We start from the raw sequence: 18532 nt of genomic DNA on the forward strand, positions 1-18532 counted from the left end.
GACCACCGGCTGACGCGCCACCGAGCACCAGCTCACCCGACCGACGGCGTGGCGGAACCTCTCGCCACGCCGTCGGCGGTTTCCGCCCGCCGTCCGCCTGCCACGCACCCCCAGGGAAAGGCCACTTCGTACGATGTTTGACGTCGAGTCGTCGGACCGGAACACCCCCTCCGGCCTCCCCGTCACCGGCGGGCAATCCGGCATCTGGCTGGCCCAGCAGATCGAACCGGACAGCTCCGCCTACAACATCGTCTTCGCGCTGCACCTCCGCGGCGCCCTCGACCTCGACCGGCTCACCGCCGCCGTCCGCCAGGCCGTCGAAGAGGCCGAGTGCCTGCACGTACGGGTCACCCCCGGGGACGACGGCCCGCGCCAGACGCCCCGCTCCCTCGCCCTCCCCGTCGACGTCGGCGTCGTGGACCTCCGCGACGCCGCCGACCCCGACGAGGCGGCCTCCGCCTGGATGGCCGCCGACCGCGACCGGCCCGTCAACCTCGCCCTCGATCCGCTCTTCGGCCACGCCCTGCTGCGGCTCGCCGAAGACCGCGTCCTGTGGTGCCAGCGCTACCACCACATCGTGCTGGACGGGATGGGCGTCGCGCTCGTCACCCGGCGGGCCGGCGAGCTCTACACCGCCGGGGACCAGGCGCCCGCGGCACCTGACTGGTCGCTCTCCCGGCTCGTCGCAGCCGACCGCGCGTACCGCGCCTCCGACCGGCACGCGGCCGACCGCGCTTGGTGGCTGGAGCGGATGGCCGGCCGGACCGAGCCCGTACGGCTCGTCGACCGGGCCGCCACCCCCATGACCCGCCGGCTGCGGCGGACCGCGGAGCTGTCGCCCGCCACCGTCGAGCGGCTGGAGGCCGCCGCCCGGACAGCGGGCGTACGGCCGTCCCGGATCCTGCTCGCCGCCGTCGCCGCCCATCTGCACCGCGCCGGCGGCGAACAGGACCTCGTCCTCGGCCTGCCGGTCGCCGCCCGCGAGGACGAGGTCTCCGCGACCGTCCCCGGCATGGTGTCCAACATCGTCCCGCTGCGCCTCGTCGTCCACCCCGGCACGACCGGCGCCGCCCTCGTCGCCCAGGTCCGGGAGACCGTCGCCGACGCCGTCGCCCACGGGCGCTACCGGGCCGAGGACCTGGCCAGGGAACTGGGCCTCGTCGACGGCGTACCGGAACTCGTCGGCCCGACCGTCAACATCCTGCCCCGCTCCCGGGACCTCCGCTTCGACGACCACCCCGCCGAACTCCGTCCGGAGTGGCTCGGCCCGGTCAGCGACCTGGCGTTCGGCTTCGCCGAGGGCACCGACGGCCACGGCTGCACCGTCCACCTCGACGTGGACGCCGACGTCTGCGACGAGGCGACCCTCGCCGATCACGAGCGCCGCTTCCTCGCCCTCCTCGACGCCTTCGCCGACGACCTGGACCGCCCCGTCGGCCGCATCGAACTCACCTCCGCCGCCGAACGAGCCGGTATCCTCGACGAGTTCGGCGTCGCGCCCCGTGAGGTCCCGGAACTCTCCTGGCCCGCCGCGTTCGAGCGTCAGGTCCGCCGCAGCCCCGAGGCCGTCGCGCTCGTCTGCGAGGACCGGGAACTGACGTACGCCGCACTGAACGACGCCGCCGACCGCCTCTCCCGCCACCTCCGCTCCCGGGGCGTCGGCGCCGAGGACGTGGTCGGCGTGGCCCTGCCCCGCTCGCCGGAACTCGTGGTGGCTCTGCTCGCCGTGATGAAGGCCGGCGCCGCCTATCTGCCGCTGGACGCGGACCATCCGCAGGACCGCATCGCCTACATGCTGTCCGACGCCGGCGCCCGCACCGTCGTCACCGTGCGCGACCTCGCGGGCGACCTCCCCGGCACGGCGGGGATCACCCGTCTGTTGCTCGACGACCCGGCCACCGAGGCCGCCCTCGCCGCCGCGAGCGACCCCGGCCCGGCACCGGAGATCGCCCTCGACCAGGCTGCGTACGTCATCTACACCTCCGGCTCGACGGGCCGCCCCAAGGGCGTCGTCGTCTCGCACGACGGCGTCGGCAGCCTCATCGCCACCGCCACCGACCGGATCGGCGTCACCGCCGGGAGCCGGGTCGTCCAGTTCGCCTCCGTCGGCTTCGACGTGACGGTCTGGGACCTGATCATGTCGCTGTGCGTCGGCGGACGGATCATCGTCGTCCCCGCCGAGCGCCGCGTCGCGGGCCCCGCGCTCACCGAGTACATCGCCCGGCACCGGGCCACCCACATGATCCTGCCGCCCTCGCTCGTCTCCGCGCTGCCGCAGGAGTGCGAACTCCCTCAGGGCGCCGTGCTGATCGTCGGCACCGAGGCCGTTCCCAGCGAGCTGATCGCCCGCTGGGGCGGCCGGCTCCGGGTCGTCGTCGCGTACGGACTCACCGAGGCCACCGTCAACTCCACGCTCTGGCTCGCCGACCCCGACCGCCCGGGCCCCGCGCCCATCGGCCGACCGGACCCCAACACGCGCGCGTACGTCCTCGACACCGCGCTCCGGCCCGTCCCCGTCGGCGCGGAGGGCGAGCTGTACGTCTCCGGACGCGGCCTCGCACGCGGATACCTGGGCCGCCACGCGCTGACCTCGGAGCGGTTCGTCGCCGATCCGTACGGGCCTCCCGGCACCCGCATGTACCGCACGGGCGACCGGGTCCGCTGGGGCGCCGACGGCAACCTGGAGTTCCTCGGCCGTGCCGACGGCCAGATCAAGATCCGCGGCCACCGCGTGGAGCCGGGCGAGATCGAGAGCGCCTTCATGGCCTGCGAGGGCATCGCCCAGGCCGCCGTGCTGGCCCGCGAGGACCACCGGGGAGCGAAGCGGCTGGTCGCGTACCTGGTACCCGAAGGGACGGACGAGGGCGGCGAGCCGGCCGTGACCGCCGCACGCGCGCGCGTGACCGACACGCTGCCCGACCACATGGTGCCCTCGGCGGTCGTCGTCCTCGACGGCCCGCTGCCGCTGACCCCGAACGGCAAGCTCGATGCCAAGGCGCTGCCCGAGCCCCGCTGGACCTCCCTCACCGGTACCGACACCCCGGGCACTCCCGCCGAGGCCGCGCTCGCCGCACTGTTCGCCGACGTCCTGGGCCTCCCGGCGGTCGGCGTCCACGACAGCTTCTTCGAACTCGGCGGCGACAGCATCGTCGCCATCCAGCTGGTCAACCGCGCCCGCGAGGCCGGGCTCGCGATCACCCCGCGTGACGTGTTCCGCGGCCGGACCGTAGCCGCCCTCGCCCGCACCGCCGCCGAGACCGGTACCACACCGGTCCGGCCGCGGGTGGCGCTCGACCCGGACGCGCTGCCGGTCTCCCCGCTCCAGGAAGGTTTCTTCTTCCACGCGGAGTACGACCACCAGGCCGCGGACCTCTACTTCGTCCAGGAAGTCCTCGACCTCGCCGGGCCCGTCGCCCCCGACCGGCTCCGCCGCGCGCTCCAGCTGCTCCTCGACCGGCACCCGCTGCTGCGCGCCTCGTTCCGGCAGCTGCCCGGCGGCGAGGTCGTCCAGCGGCTCGCCGACCACGTCACCCTCCCGTGGCGCGAGGCCGACACCGCCGACACCGCCCTGGACGACATCCTCCGCGCCGACCGCGCCGAACGGTTCGCCCTCGACCGGCCGCCGCTCCTGCGCGCCACGCTCATCAAGGACGGCCGTCACCACCGGCTCCTCCTGACCCTCCACCACATCGTCGCCGACGGCTGGTCGGTCGCCGTCCTGCTGCGCGAACTGACCGATGCCTACCGGGGCGCCACGCTGCCGGAGCCCGCGGCCCCGGAGCCGTACCTCTCCTGGCTCGCCGGCCGCGACCGCGACACCGCGCGCGAGGCGTGGCGGCATGCGCTCGCCGGCCTCGACGAACCGACGCGGCTCCCCGCGCTCACCGCCCCGGGAGGCGAGGCCGAGGAGCCCGCCCGACCCGAGCACGTCGACACGCGCCTGCCCCACGACCTCACCCAAGCGCTCACCACGTACGCCAGGACCCGCGGACTGACCCTGGGCAGCGTCTTCCACGGCGTGTGGGGGCTGCTGCTCGGCGCCCTCACCGGCGGCCGTGACATCGTCTTCGGCACCACCGTCTCCGGGCGCACCACCGAGGTCGCGGGCCTGGACTCCGCCGTCGGCCTGTTCATCAACACCGTCCCCGCCCGGGTCACCCTGCGCCCCGAGGAGACGCTGACCGAACTCCTCCGCCGCGTCCAGGACGAGCACGCGGCCCTCCTCGACCACCAGCACCTCGGGCTCGCCGACATCCAGCGGATCGCGGGCGGCGGCGAACTCTTCGACACCCTCGTGGTGTTCGAGAACCACCCCGGCGGCGCAGCGCGACAGGACGCCGGAGAACAGCTCGTCACCGGCGCCGAGGTCTTCGACGCCGTGCACTACCCGCTCGCGCTCGTGGTCGAGCCCGCCGACGACGGACTGCTCCTGCGGTTCAAGCACCATGCCGCGCGGCTCGACCAGGTGGCCGTGGCCGTCCTCGCCAACCGGTTCACCGCCCTCCTGCGGACCGTGGTCGCCGAGCCCGACCGTCTCGTCGCGCGCACCGACCTGCTGTCCGGCCGCGAGCGCGCGCACCTCACCGAGCTCAACGCCACCACCCGCCCCGTCGCCGAGGCGACGCTCACCTCGCTCTTCGCCGACCAGGCCGCCCGTACCCCGGACGCCCCCGCCGTCGCCTACGAGGACACCACCCTCAGCTATGCCGAACTCGACCGGCGGGCCGAGGCCCTGGCCCGGCGCCTCCGGGCGCGCGGCGCGGGCCCCGAGCAGTACGTGGCCGTCGCCGTCCCGCGCTCGGCCGAGCTGATGGTCGCCCTGCTCGGCGTCCACAAGGCCGGCGCCGCCTACCTGCCCGTCGACCTCGACTACCCGGCCGACCGGGTCGCGTTCATGCTCGCCGACTCGGGCGCGCGCCTGGTCGTGACGACCGCCGAGGCCGCCGGACGCATCCCCGCCGAGGCCGCGCTCGAACGGATCGTCGTCGGGGCCGGGGAGCCCGCCGAGAGCCCCGCCGACACCCCCGTACGCTCCGCCGGCCCCGACCACCCCGCCTACCTCATCTACACCTCCGGCTCCACCGGCCGCCCCAAGGGCGTCGCCGTCACCCACCGCGCCATCGTGAACCGGCTCGCCTGGATGCAGGGCGCGTACGGTCTCACCGCCGACGACCGGGTCCTGCAGAAGACCCCGTCCAGCTTCGACGTGTCGGTCTGGGAGTTCTTCTGGGCGATCACCGAGGGCGCCACCGTCGTCCTCGCCCGCCCGGACGGCCACCGCGACCCGGAGTACCTGGCCCGGCTCATCGCCGAACGGGCCGTCACCACCACCCACTTCGTACCGTCGATGCTGGCCGCGTTCGTCCGGTCCATGGAGGCGACCCGGGACGCCCCCGACTGGGCGGCGAGCCTGCGCCGGGTCTTCTGCAGCGGCGAGGCGCTCACCGGGGCCGACGCACGGCGCTGGTGGGAGCTGACCGCACGCTCCGGACGCACGCCCGTACCGCTGCACAACCTGTACGGCCCCACCGAGGCGGCCGTCGACGTCACCTTCTTCCCCTACGAGGGCGGCACCGAGCCCGCCGTGCCGATCGGCCGCCCCGTCTGGAACACCAGGCTCCACGTCCTGGACCCGTTCCTCCGCCCGGTGCCCGACGGGGTCCCCGGCGAGCTGCACCTCGCCGGCGTCCAGCTGGCCCGCGGCTACCACGACCGCCCCGGCCTCACCGCCGAACGGTTCGTCGCCGACCCCTTCGGCGCGCCGGGGGAGCGGATGTACCGCACCGGCGACCTGGTGCGCCGCCGCGCCGACGGAGCTGTCGAGTACCTCGGCCGCACCGACCGACAGGTCAAGATCCGCGGCAACCGCGTCGAACTCGGCGATATCGAGACCGCCCTGGCCGCGCTGACCGGCGTCGCCCGCGCCGCCGTGATCGTCCGCGAGGGCGCCCTCGTCGGATATGCCGTCCCCACCCCCGGCGCCGCTCCCGCCTCCGAGGCCCTGCACGCCGCCCTCACCGAGGCGCTGCCCGCCGCCATGGTGCCGAGCGCCGTCGTCGTCCTCACCGAACTGCCGCTGACCCCCAGCGGCAAGCTCGACCAGAACGCCCTGCCCGCACCCGAGAGCGCACCCCGGCCCGCCGGCCGCGCACCGCGCGACGACCGCGAGCGCGCCCTGTGCGAGATCTTCGACGAGGTCCTCAGGGGCCTCGGGGTCTCCGGAACCGGCGTCGAAGACGACTTCTTCGTCCTCGGCGGCGACAGCCTCAGTTCCATCGCCGTCGCCACGCGGGCGCGTGAGAGGGGCCTGACCCTCAGCCCCCGCGACGTGTTCGAGCACCGCACCCCCGCCGCCCTCGCCGCGGCCGCCACCCCCCACGGGGACGCCGAGACGCCCCTCACCCCTGACTCCACCGAGGTACCCGTGCACTCCGACGGCGTGACCGTCTCCGCCTCCGACGCCGGGCAGGCAGCCGCCGCCCTCCAGGCCGTCCTCGCCCTCCAGCAGCAGTCCGGCGCCGCCGTCGACCCCGCGCTGCGGGCCCTCCTCGACCAGCTGACCGCCGCCGCACCGCTCCCGGCCCCGGAACCCCCTGCCCCCGCGCCGCTCCGCGGACCGGAACTCTCCCCGGAGGAGACCGCCCGCGTCCACGCCGCCGCCGGGCTGCCCGTCACGGACGTATGGCCGCTCTCCCCGCTCCAGGAGGGCATGTACTTCCACGCCACCTACGACGCGGGCGACGCACTCGACGTCTACCAGTCCCAGGAGACCCTGGACCTCGACCGCCGGATCGACGCCGGCCGGCTGCGCGCCGCCTGCCGCACCCTCCTCGACCGCAACACCGGCCTCCGCGCCGGATTCACCAGCGACGGCCTGCCCACCCCCGTCCAGTTCATCGTGGACGGCACCGAGATCCCGCTCGTCGAGGCCGACCTGTCCGGACTGCCCGCCGACGAGCAGCGCATCCGGACCGAGGAACTCCTCGCCGCCGACCGCAGGCAGCGCTTCGACCTCTCCGCCGCGCCCCTCTGCCGACTGCTCCTCATCCGCCTCGGCGACGGCCGGGACAAGCTCGTCGTCACCCACCACCTCATCCTCTGGGACGGCTGGTCCGCCTGGCTGTTCCTCGAGGAGCTGTTCACCCTGTACGAGCGGGCCGGTGACCCCACCGGCCTCCCGCTGCCCGGCTCGTACCGCGACCACCTCGCCTGGCTGGATGCCCAGGACACCTCGGTCGCCCTCGACGCCTGGCGCGGGGCCCTCGCCGGTTTCGACGAGCCGACGCTGCTCGCCCCGTCAGGCCGCGACACCGGCCCGGTCATCCCCGTGGACTTCGACACCCTGCTCAGCCAGGAGTCCGGCGACCGGCTCCGCACCGTCGCCCGCAGCCACGGACTCACCCTGAACACCGTCCTCAACGCCGCCTGGGCCCTGGTGCTCTCGGCCATGACGGGCCGCGCCGACGTCGCCTTCGGCACGGCCGTCGCCGGACGCCCGGCGGACGTCCCCCAGGTGGCCGGCATCATCGGCATGTTCCTGAACACGATCCCCGCCCGGGTCGCCTTCGGCCCGGACGAGCCGCTGCTCGCCCTGCTGCGCCGCATGCAGTCCGAGCGCGCCGCCGTCATGCCGTACGAGCACGTGGGCCTGGGCACCCTCCAGCAGGAGACCGGCCACCGCCGCCTCTTCGACACCCTCTTCGTGCTCCGCTCGGCCGACGGCGAGGACCGCGCCGCCGCCCTCCGCGAACGCCACGGCATCACCGACGTGTCGAACGTGGACGGCACCCACTTCCCGCTCACGCTGATCGTCACCCCGGGCGCCCGCCTGAAGGTCACCCTGGCCGCCCGCCCCGACCTCTTCGACGCGGACGCCGCAGGCACGATCCTCGCCCGGTTCACCACCGTCCTCGACCGTCTCGGCGAGGCCCTCGCGGGGCCCGCCGCCGCGACCGCGCGCACCGTCGGCGTGGACCTGCTGCTCCCGGAGGAGAGCGCCGCCCTGCTCACCGCCCGGGAGTCAGGTCGCGAGCCGGTGCCGGACGAGACCGTCGCCGACATGCTCACCGCCCAGGTCGCCCGTACCCCCGACGCGGTCGCGCTGGTCTTCGGCGCGCGCGCCCTCACGTACGCCGAACTCGACGCGCAGGTCAACCGGCTCGCCCGGCTGCTGCTCGCCCGGGGCGCCGGGCCCGAGAAGGTCGTGGCGCTCGCGCTGCCCCGGTCCATCGAGATGGTCGCCGCGCTGTTCGCCGTCCTGCGGACCGGCGCCGCGTACCTGCCGCTCGACCTCGACCACCCCGCCGACCGGCTCCGCCTGATGGCCGAGGACACCGGGCCGCTCTGCCTGCTGTCCACCACCGCCGTCGCCCCGACGCTGCGACGCGAGGACGGCCCCGTGGCCCCCGAGGTGCTCCTCGACGACGAGGCCGTCCTCGCCGAACTCGCCGCGCTGGCCGGGGACGGGATCACCGACACCGAGCGGCCCGCGTTCGCCCACGGGGTGCCCGACCGCCTGGAGTTCCCGGCGTACGTCATCTACACCTCCGGCTCCACCGGCCGCCCCAAGGGCGTCGTCACCCCCTACCGGGGCCTCACGAACATGCAGCTCAACCACCAGAAGGAGATCTTCGACCCGGCCATCGCCTCCGCCGGCGGCCGACGCCTGCGCATCGCGCACACCGTCTCCTTCGCCTTCGACATGTCCTGGGAGGAGCTGCTTTGGCTCGTCGAGGGCCACGAGGTGCACGTCTGCGACGAAGAACTCCGCCGCGACGCCGAAGCGCTGGTCGCCTACTGCGACGAGCACCGCGTCGACGTCGTCAACGTGACGCCCACCTACGCCCAGCTCCTCATCGAGGAGGGCCTCCTCGACCGGGACGTGGCCACCGGCAAGCACCGGCCGGCGCTCGTCCTGCTCGGTGGCGAGGCCGTCTCCGACACCGTATGGACGCAGCTGCGCCGTACCGAGGGCACCTACGGGTACAACCTCTACGGCCCCACCGAGTACACGATCAATACCCTCGGCGGCTCCACCACCGAGAGCGCCACCCCCACCGTCGGGCGGCCCATCCGCAACACCCGCGCCCACGTCCTCGACACGATGCTGCGGCCCGTCCCGCCGGGCTGCCCCGGCGAGCTGTACATCGCCGGCACCGGTCTCGCCCGCGGCTACCACGACCGGGCCGCGCTGACCGCCGAGCGGTTCGTGGCCGACCCCTTCGGGGAGCCCGGCGAGCGCATGTACCGCACCGGCGACCTGGTCCGGCAGCGCCCCGACGGACTGATCGACTTCCTCGGCCGCACCGACGACCAGGTCAAGATCCGCGGCTACCGCATCGAACTCGGCGAGATCTCCACGGCCCTGTCCGCCCACCCCGACGTCGCCCACGCCGCCGTCGTCGTCCACGAGACCGCCGGCACCAAGCGCCTCGTCGGCTACGTCGTACGGGAGGAGGAAAGCTCCGACGCCACGGCCGGAGGCACGGACGACGACCTCGTCAAGGAGCTCCGCGACCACCTCAGGACCCGCCTCCCCGACTACATGGTCCCGTCCGCCCTGGTCCCCGTCGCCACCCTGCCGCTGACCGTCAACGGCAAGCTCGACGTCAAGGCACTGCCCGCCCCCGACCTCACCGGCACCGGCACGAGCCGCGCCCCGCGCACCCCGCAGGAGGAGACCCTGTGCGGGCTCTTCGCGGAGGTCCTCGGCCTCGCCGGGGGAAGCGTCGGCATCGACAGCGACTTCTTCGACCTCGGAGGACACTCGCTCCTCGCCACCCGCCTCGTCAGCCGGGCCCGGACCGCCCTCGACACCGAGCTGGCGATCCGCGACCTCTTCGAGGCACCGACCGTCGCCGAACTCGTCGAGCGCGCGGCCGCCTCGCGCGGCCCCGCCCGCTCGGCGCTCGTCGCGGCCGAGCGCCCCGAAGAACTGCCGCTCTCGCACGCCCAGCAGCGCCTGTGGGTCATCCAGCAGATCGAGTGCACCTCCGCCGCGTACAACTTCCCCCTGGTCATGCGGCTGAGCGGCACCTTCGACCGCGCGGCCTGGACCGCCGCCCTCGCCGATGTGACCGACCGCCACGAGGCCCTGCGGACGCTCTTCGCCGCGCGCGAGAGCGACGGCCAGGCGTACCAGCGGATCCTGCCCGCCGGCTCGGCCGCCCCGGTTGTGGGGCATCTGCGCGCCACCGAGGACGAGGTGCCCGCCCTCGTCGACGCCGCCGTGCGGCGGCCGTTCGACCTCGCCTCCGAGCTGCCGATCCGTGCCACGGTCGTGGAGGTGGCGCCCGACGAGCACGTCGTCGTCCTGCTGCTGCACCACATCACCACCGACGAGTGGTCCGACCGCCCCTTCCTGCGGGACCTGACCACCGCCTACACCGCCCGCCTCGCGGACACCGCGCCCGACTGGGATCCGCTGCCCGTCCAGTACGCCGACTACGCCCTGTGGCAGCAGCGGCTCCTGGGCGACCCGGGCGACCCCGACAGCCTCGCCGCCCGGCAGCTGGAGCACTGGCGCACGGCCCTGGCCGGCGCCCCCGAGGAGCTGGAACTCCCCACCGACCGGCCGCGGCCCGCCCGCCCCGCCTTCACCGGCGCCGAACTCGACATCACCTTCGACCGCACCGTCCACGAGGGCCTGCGGCGGCTCGCCCGCGACACCGGCGCCAGCATGTTCATGGTCGCCCACGCGGCCGTGGCCGCACTGCTCCACCGGCTCGGCGCCGGCACCGACATCCCGCTCGGCGCACCCATCGCGGGCCGCGGCGACGAGGCCCTGGACGAGCTCGTCGGCTTCTTCGTCAACACCCTGGTGCTCCGCACCGACCTCGGCGGAGACCCGTCGTTCACCGAACTCCTCGGCCGGGTGCGGGAGACCGACCTCGCCGCGTTCTCCCACGCGGACGTGCCCTTCGAGTCGGTCGTGGAGAAGCTCAACCCGACCCGCTCCCTCTCCCGGAACCCGCTGTTCCAGGTGATGGTCGGCTACCACGCCCGCACCGACGAGGCCCTGCGGCTGCCGGGGCTCCAGGCGGGTTACCTGCCGCACCGGATCGGCACCGCCAAGTTCGACCTCGTGTTCAGCTTCACCGAGCACACCTCGGCCGACGGCGTCGCCGACTCCCTCGTCTGCCGTCTGGAGTTCGCCACCGAACTCTTCGACCAGGAGACCGCCGAGCGCATCGCCGACCGCCTCGGCAGGTTGGTGGGAACCCTGGCCGCGGCCCCCGACCGGCCGCTGTCCGAGGCCGGCATCCTCACCGACGAGGAGCACCACCTCGTCCTGCACGGCTTCAACGGCCTGCCCCGCGAGGTCGACGCGCGCACCCTGCCCGGGCTCTTCGCCCGGTGGGTGGCCGAGCGCCCCGACGCCGTCGCCGTCGTCGACCGCTCCCGCTCGGTGACGTACGCGCAGCTCGACGCCCGCGCCGACCGGCTCGCCCGGCTGCTCGCCGACCGCGGGGTCGGCGCCGAGAGCGTCGTCGGTGTTGCCGTCCCGCGCTCCGTCGACATGATCGCCACGGTCGTCGCCGCCCTGAAGCTCGGGGCCGCGTTCCTGCCGCTGGACCTCGTCCACCCCGGCGACCGCCTCAGCTACATGATCGAGAACTCCGGGGCGGCCGTCGTGGTCGGCACCGAGCCCGTCGCCGGGAAGATCCCCGACGTCGACGGCGTCCCGGTGCTGCTGCTCGACGCCCCGGACGTCACCGCCGAGCTCGACGCCCTGCCCGCGACTCCGCCGGCCGGCGGTCCGGTCGGCCTCGACCAGGCCGCGTACGTCATCTACACCTCCGGCTCCACCGGCCGCCCCAAGGGCGTCGTCGTCCCGCACGAGGGCATCGCCAGTCTGGTCGCCACGGCGGTCGACCGGATGGGCCTGGAACACGGCAGCCGGGTGCTCCAGTTCGCCTCCATCGGCTTCGACGTCTTCGCGTTCGAACTGGCCATGGCGCTCTGCCACGGCGGACGGCTCGTCCTCATCACCGACGAGGCCCGGGTCGCCGGACCCGCCCTCACCGACTTCCTCGAGGAGCAGCGGATCACCCACATGATCCTGCCGCCGTCGCTGGTGTCGGCCCTGCCGCCCGGCTGCCGGCTGCCCGAGGGGTCGACCGTCCTGGTCGGCACCGAGACCGTGCCGCCGGACCTGTTCGAACGCTTCGGCGCCACCGCGAACCTGATCTGCGCGTACGGGCTCACCGAGGCGACCGTCAACTCCACCCTGTGGCCCGCCCGTGAGCACGGGGGCCGCGCCTCCGGCCGGGTGCCCATCGGCCGCCCCGACCCGAACACCCGCTGCTACGTGCTCGACGACCACCTCCGGCCCGTCCCGCCGGGCGTGATCGGCGAGCTGTACGTGGCGGGCCGCGGCCTCGCCCGGGGCTACCTCGGGCAGGCCGCGCTCAGCGCCGAACGCTTCGTCGCCGACCCGTACGGTGCCCCCGGCAGCCGGATGTACCGCACCGGCGACCGGGCCCGCTGGCGCGCCGACGGCAACCTGGACTTCCTCGGCCGGGTCGACACCCAGGTCAAGATCCGCGGCTTCCGCATCGAACTGGGCGAGATCGAGGCAGCCCTCGCCGGGCACCTCTCGGTCGCCCAGGCCGCCGTCCTGCCCGACCGTGACGGAGACATCGTCCGCCTCGTCGGCTACGCCGTGCCCGAGCCCGGCGCGAACACCGCACTCGACCCGCAGGAACTCCGCGCCCACGTGGCCGCGATCCTGCCCGAGTACATGGTCCCCGCCCTCGTCGTCCCGCTCGACGGCCCGCTGCCGCTCACCCCGAACGGCAAGCTGGACCACAAGGCGCTGCCCGCGCCGGACTGGGCGGCGATGACCGGCGACGCCGCTCCGGCGACCGAGACGCAGAAGCGGATCGCGGAGCTGTTCTGCGAGATCCTCAAGCTGGACGCCGTCGGCGTCCACGACAGCTTCTTCGCCCTCGGCGGCCACTCGATGGCCTCCATGCGTCTTCTGGGCCGCATCCGCGCCGAGTTCGGCGTCGAACTGAGCATCCGCGACGTCTTCGACGCCCTCACCGTCGCCGGCATCGCGGGCAAGCTGGAGGGCGCGAGCGCGGCACGCCCCGCCCTGCGCCCGGCCGGGCCCGGGGCCCCCGACGGCACGGAACCTCCCGTGGCGCCCGTACAGCGGTGGCAGTGGCAGGCGTACCGGCGCGACCCCGGTTTCGACCACGCGCTCGTCCTGCGCTCGCCCGGCGGCCTGGACGCCGACGCGCTCGCCGCGGCGCTCGCCGATGTGACCACCCGCCACGAACCGCTCCGCACCGCCTTCGCCGACCACGACGGAACCCTGCTCCGCAGAGCCGTCGAGGCACCCGTCCTGGCTCTGGAGCAGTGCGCTGACCTGGACGCCCGACTCGCCGAACTGGCGTCCACCGCACCGGACCTGACGCGGGAGGCCCCGCTGCGGGCCCGGCTCCTCACCGCCGCCGACGGCGCCCAGGCGGTGCTGCTCACCCTGCACTATCTGGCCGTCGACGAGTGGTCGGTCGTCCCGCTCTTCCGCGACCTCACCACCGCCTACGGGGCGCGGACGGCCGGCCGGGCGCCCGACTGGCAACCGCTCCCGGTGAGTTACGGCGACTACGCCCGCTGGGCGAGCGAGGTCCTCGGCGACCTGGCCGACCCCGACAGCCGGGGCGCACGCCAACTGGCCTACTGGCGAAGGACACTCGCCGACGCACCGCGCGAGCTGGCCCTGCCGACCGAAGCGCGCACCTCCGTGTCCCCGCAGCGGGGGAGCCGGGCCGCGGGAATCGTGGAGTTCACCCTCGACGAGCGGCTGCACGCGGACGTGGACCGGCTCGCGCGGGCCACCGGCACCAGCATGTTCATGGTGCTGCACGCGGCCCTCGCCGCCCTGCTCACCAGCCACGGCGCGGGCACCGACCTGCCCATCGGCACGATGGTCGCCGGGCGCGGCGACGACCAGCTGGCCGACCTCGTCGGCTGCTTCTTCAACACGGTCGTGCTGCGCACCGACACGGCGGGCGACCCCTCCTTCGCGGAGCTCCTGACCCGCGTACGGGAGACCACGCTGAGCGCCCTCGACCGCCAGGACGTCCCCTTCGACGACGTCGTCCGTACCGCCGGACTGCGGCCGGAGGGTCCCCAGGTCATGGTGATCCACCACGAGCAGGCCGACCTGGAACGACTCGAAGGCGGCGTCGGCGACCTGGTCGCCGTGCCGACCGGATCCACCCGCGCGGAACTGACCCTCAGCTTCTACGAGCCCCGGGGCGAAGGCCCCGTCCACTGCGGCCTGATCCACGCGACGGAGCGGCTCGGCGCCGAGAAGGCGCGCCGGCTCGCCGAGGAGCTCCAGACCCTGCTGCGCACCGTGACAGACGACTCCGAACAGCTTCTGTCCCAGCTGTTCGGCGTGACACACAAGAGGAGTGAGAACGCATGAACACCAACCCGTTCGAGGACCCGCAGGGCCGTTTCCTGGTTCTGGTCAACGACGAGAACCAGCACTCGCTGTGGCCCTCCTTCGCCGAGGTCCCCGCCGGGTGGCGGACCGTCTTCGGCGAGGACACCCGCGAGGGGTGCCTGGCCTACGTGGAGACCCACTGGACCGATCTGCGCCCGGCGAGCCTCATCGCCCTCCAGGACTGACCCGGCCGCCACGGGGGTCGCGCCCCACACCGCCGCCCGCGAGGGGAACTCCCCCGCGGGCGGCGATCGGTGGCGGGGCCGGTGACGGCGACCGGCCAGGGCGCGGACAGCGCGAAGGGGGCGGTACGACGCTCGTCGTACCGCCCCCTCGGTGTGCCGCCCGCTGCCTCAGCCGACCGGCGAGGCCTGGGCGTCGGGGTCCGGAGCGGGCCGGGGCACCTGCTCCCCGGGCTCCTGGCGGCTGGCCGACCACGCGGCCCACAGGACGGCGTACCGGCCGCCCGCCGCCACCAGTTCCTCGTGCGTGCCGGTCTCCACGACACGGCCCTGGTCGAGGACGACCACCCGGTCGGCGGCCGCGGCCTGCGGCAGCCGGTGCGCGACGAGCAGCCCCGTGCGGCCCTCCAGGGCCCGTGCCGCCGCCTCCTCCAGGACGCGCGCGCCGGCGCTGCCCGCGTCGGCGGTGGCCTCGTCGAGGATCGCGATGGGAGGGTCCGCCAGGACCAGCCGGGCCAGGGCCAGGTGCTGCGCCTGTGTGACCGTCAGCCGATGGCCGCCCTCGCCGACGACCGTGGCGAGGCCCTCGGGAAGTGCCTCGGCCCACTCCAGCGCGTCGACGCGGTCGAGCGCCGCGCGAAGCTGCTCGTCGTCGGCCTCGGGCCGGGCCAGGCGCAGGTCGTCGGCGAGGGTTCCGGCGAAGACGTGCACCTCCTGGCTGATGAGCGCCACCGAGCGGCGGACCCCCGCCGGGCCCAGCTCCCCGGTGTCGACGCCACCGAGGGAGATCGAGCCGGAGGCAGGGCTGTGGACACCGGCGATCAGCTTGGCCAGGGTGGTCTTGCCGGCGCCGCTCGCGCCCACCAGGGCGACCCGCTCCCCGCTCCGCACCCGCAGGTCGACCTCGTGCAGGACCGGCGCGCCGGAGCCGTAGGCGTGGCTGAGCCCGGACACCTCGACCGAGCCGTCGGCGAGGGCGTGCGCCTCGCTCTCGGCCCGCTCGGCCGGGAGGTTCGACACGCCGACGAGGCGGGCGAAGCTCGCCCCGGCCGACTGGGCGTCGTCCAGGAGGTAGAGGGTCGCGTTGATGGGGTTGAAGAGGCTGTGGAAGTACAGCGCGGCGGCCGTGGCCGTACCGATGCTGACGGAGCCGTCGTCGACCAGGACGAACCCGGTCGCGAGCATCGCGGCGAGACCGATGAACTCGCCGAGGTTGAGGCGGGAGAAGAACCCGGTGACGATGTGGATGCCTCGCAGGCCCAGGTCGCGGGCGGCCGCGGACCGCTTCTCCAGGAGGTCGGTGTGCGTGCCGTCGAGGCGGAACGCCCGAACGGTCCGGACCCCGCCGACGCTGTCGAGCAGCTGGTGCTGCAGGGCGCCGGTGGCGACGCGGTGCTCTCCGTACACGGGCGCGGCCCGGCGCGTGTACCAGCGCACCGCGATCACCTGGACCGGGGACGCGAGGAGCGCCGCGATCAGGAAGCGCCAGTCGAGGACGGCGAGTCCGACGAAGGTGAGCAGGATGGTCAGGGCGGAGCGGCTGAACTCCGGCAGTGCCTGACGCACCGACTTGCCGATCATCGACACGTCACTGGTGACCCGGGAGACCAGGTCGCCCGAACCGGCCGCCTCGACGCGGTCCAGCGGCAGGCGCAGCGCCCGCTCGATGAACTGCTCCCGCAGCGCGGCCAGGACGGTCTCGCCCAGCCGGGCCACGAGGGTGCTGCCGACGGCCGCGGCCGCGCCCCGGGCGACGGCGACGACGACGAGCAGGACCAGGGGGAGGGTGAGTGCGGCCGCCCCCTTCTTGTCGACCACGAGGTCCACGATGTGTCCGAGCAGGGGAGCGGTGAGCAGTCCGACGGCGGTGCCGGCGACGAGGACGACGATCGCCACCGCGGCGAGGACCCGATGGCCGTGCAGCATGGTGCGGAGCGCCGCGACCGACTCGGCTCCGGTGGCGGTCGGCAGGAGCACGCGGTCCGGGCTGGTTCCGCTCATGGTCTGTTCCGTCTCCCTCGTCCGTCCTTCGTCCTGCCGCGGCCGGCTGTCGGTCCGTGTCTCGTCGGCGAGCGTCATGCGAGCACCGCCGCCCGGTACGTCGCGTCGGCCGCGAGGAGTTCGGTGTGGTGGCCGGTCGCCTGTACGGCGCCGTCCTCCAGGACGATCACGCGGTCGGTCACGGCGAGGAGAGCGGGGCTGGTGGTGACGAGGACCGTGGTGCGGTCGCGGCGGACCTCGCGCAGCCGGGCGGCGATGTGGGACTCGGTGACGGTGTCCACCGCGGTCGTCGGGTCGTGCAGCACGAGGACGGGCCGGTCGGCGGCGAGCGCGCGGGCGAGGGCGACGCGCTGGCGCTGACCGCCGGAGAGCGAGCGGCCGCGCTCGGCGAGGAGGGTGTCCCCGCCGTCCGGGAGGAGCCGGGCGACCTCGTCGGCGGCCGAGGCCCTGAGAGCCCGCTCGACGGCCGGGGTGTCGTCGCCGGCGCCGGCCCGGACGTTGTCGAGCAGCGTGCTCTCGAACAGGTCGGCGTCGTGGTGGGCGACCAGGACGACCCGGCGCAGCGCGTCGGGGTCGAGCGAGGTCAGCGGCGTGCCGTCGAGCTCGACGGCGCCTTCGGTGGGGTCCGCCTCGCGGGCCAGGCAGACGAGCAGGTCGTTGGCGGCGGCCGCGTCCCGGGCGACGATTCCGGTGAGGCTGCCGGCCGGGAGTTCGAGGTCGACGCCCCGGAGCGCGCCGAGCGTCACCCCGCGCAGGGCGAGACGTCCGGCAGCCCCGTCGGCGGGCACGTCCTGTCCGGTCGCGACGGCTTCGGGCGAGGCCAGGACCTCGGCGATCCGCTTGGCCGAGGCACGGCCCTGGGCGAGCTCGGCGTTCACATAGCCGAGCAGCTGGAACGGGCCGAGGAGGAACTGCGCGAGACCGACGGCGGCGACCAGGTCGCCGACGCTGATGCTGCCGTCCATGGCGAGGTAGGCGCCGACCACGCCGATGACGGCGATGAAGACGCCGGTCAGGGCGAGGACGGCGCCCTCGTGTCCGGCCCGGCTGCGCGCGGCGCGCAGGGCGGCGGACAACGAGTCCTGGCTCGTGGTGCGGTAGCGGGCCACGGCCGCCGACTCGGCGCCCATGCCCTTGAGGACGCGGAGTCCGGAGACGAGGTCGGCGGCGACGCCCGAGGCGTGGGCCGCGCGCTCCTGCTCGGCCTCGCTGCGCTGTTCGAGCGGCCGGCTGATGCGGTGGCCGAGCCACAGCAGCGGCGGGATGCCGAGGAGGACGAGCAGGCCGAGGGGGACGGAGATCCTGAGGAGCGCGACGGCGCTGATCACGAGGGCGGCGACCGCCGACACCCCGTACGCGATGACGGTGGCCACCGAGCCCACGCGGCGGGCGTCATTGGTGGCGATGCTGGTCAGCGCACCGGGCAGGCGGTTCGCGTCGGCGCCGCCCCGGGGGTCGAGCACCCGGGTGGCCAGGTCGAGCCGGAGCCGGTGCGCGGCGAGTTCGCCGCTGCCCTCGGTGATCCGGGCGCTGGTGCGGTAGCAGGTCGACAGGACCAGGAAGAGCACGCCGAGGACGATGAGCAGGCGCAGCAGCGCCGAGGAGGAGCCGGTGGCGACCGCCGTGTCGATGGTGGCGCCGATGACCACCGGTACCAGGGCCTCGCAGCCTTGGTGGGTCATACCGAGCAGAGATGCCGTGATCACTCGGCGGCGTTGTCCTCTGATCGCCTGGCGGAGGACAAGTCCCCCCGTCGGTCCGCCCGTTGGCATGAGACTCCTTCACGGAGGTGGATGGTTGATTAGGTAAGCCTACTCTGAGTTCGATCGGGGTCGGGGCGGGTGCGGACAGGTCGCGGGGGCCTCCGGTCGGGGCGCCGGACGGG

General features: G+C 74.5%; 4 protein-coding genes. 2 read left to right on the forward strand and 2 right to left on the reverse strand.

The genetic code is table 11. From position 1 onward, the window contains the following. Positions 1 to 133: 133 nt before the first annotated feature. Both OG392_RS33905 and OG392_RS33910 read left to right on the forward strand, forming a co-directional pair. Positions 134 to 14443, forward strand: a complete 14310-nt coding sequence (locus tag OG392_RS33905; protein ID WP_329285887.1) for a non-ribosomal peptide synthetase — start codon at positions 134 to 136, stop codon at positions 14441 to 14443. Continuing rightward, entirely contained in the window at positions 14440 to 14649 is a 210-nt protein-coding gene (locus OG392_RS33910; protein ID WP_329285890.1) for an MbtH family protein, read from the forward strand. Before OG392_RS33905 ends, OG392_RS33910 begins: the two co-directional genes overlap by 4 nt. A gap of 168 nt (positions 14650 to 14817) precedes the next feature. On the opposite strand, the gene OG392_RS33915 is transcribed toward OG392_RS33910, so the two are convergent. Then, on the reverse strand, positions 14818 to 16647 hold the full coding sequence (locus OG392_RS33915; protein WP_329285892.1) for an ABC transporter ATP-binding protein: 1830 nt from the start codon (positions 16645 to 16647) through the stop codon (positions 14818 to 14820). A 74-nt stretch (positions 16648 to 16721) separates the two neighbouring features. After that, positions 16722 to 18419 carry an ABC transporter ATP-binding protein gene (locus OG392_RS33920; RefSeq protein WP_329285894.1) on the reverse strand — a complete coding sequence of 566 codons (1698 nt, stop codon included), beginning with the start codon at positions 18417 to 18419 and terminating at the stop codon, positions 16722 to 16724. Positions 18420 to 18532 lie beyond the last annotated feature (113 nt).

It is taken from the genome of Streptomyces sp. NBC_00691 (assembly GCF_036226665.1).
Taxonomy (GTDB): domain Bacteria; phylum Actinomycetota; class Actinomycetes; order Streptomycetales; family Streptomycetaceae; genus Streptomyces.

Bases quoted from the DNA above. Each gene is read 5' to 3' on its own strand.
- OG392_RS33905 (WP_329285887.1), top strand. From the start codon at position 134: ATGTTTGACGTCGAGTCGTCGGACCGGAACACCCCCTCCGGCCTCCCC.
- OG392_RS33910 (WP_329285890.1), top strand. From the start codon at position 14,440: ATGAACACCAACCCGTTCGAGGACCCGCAGGGCCGTTTCCTGGTTCTG.
- OG392_RS33915 (WP_329285892.1), bottom strand. From the start codon at position 16,647: ATGAGCGGAACCAGCCCGGACCGCGTGCTCCTGCCGACCGCCACCGGA.
- OG392_RS33920 (WP_329285894.1), bottom strand. From the start codon at position 18,419: ATGCCAACGGGCGGACCGACGGGGGGACTTGTCCTCCGCCAGGCGATC.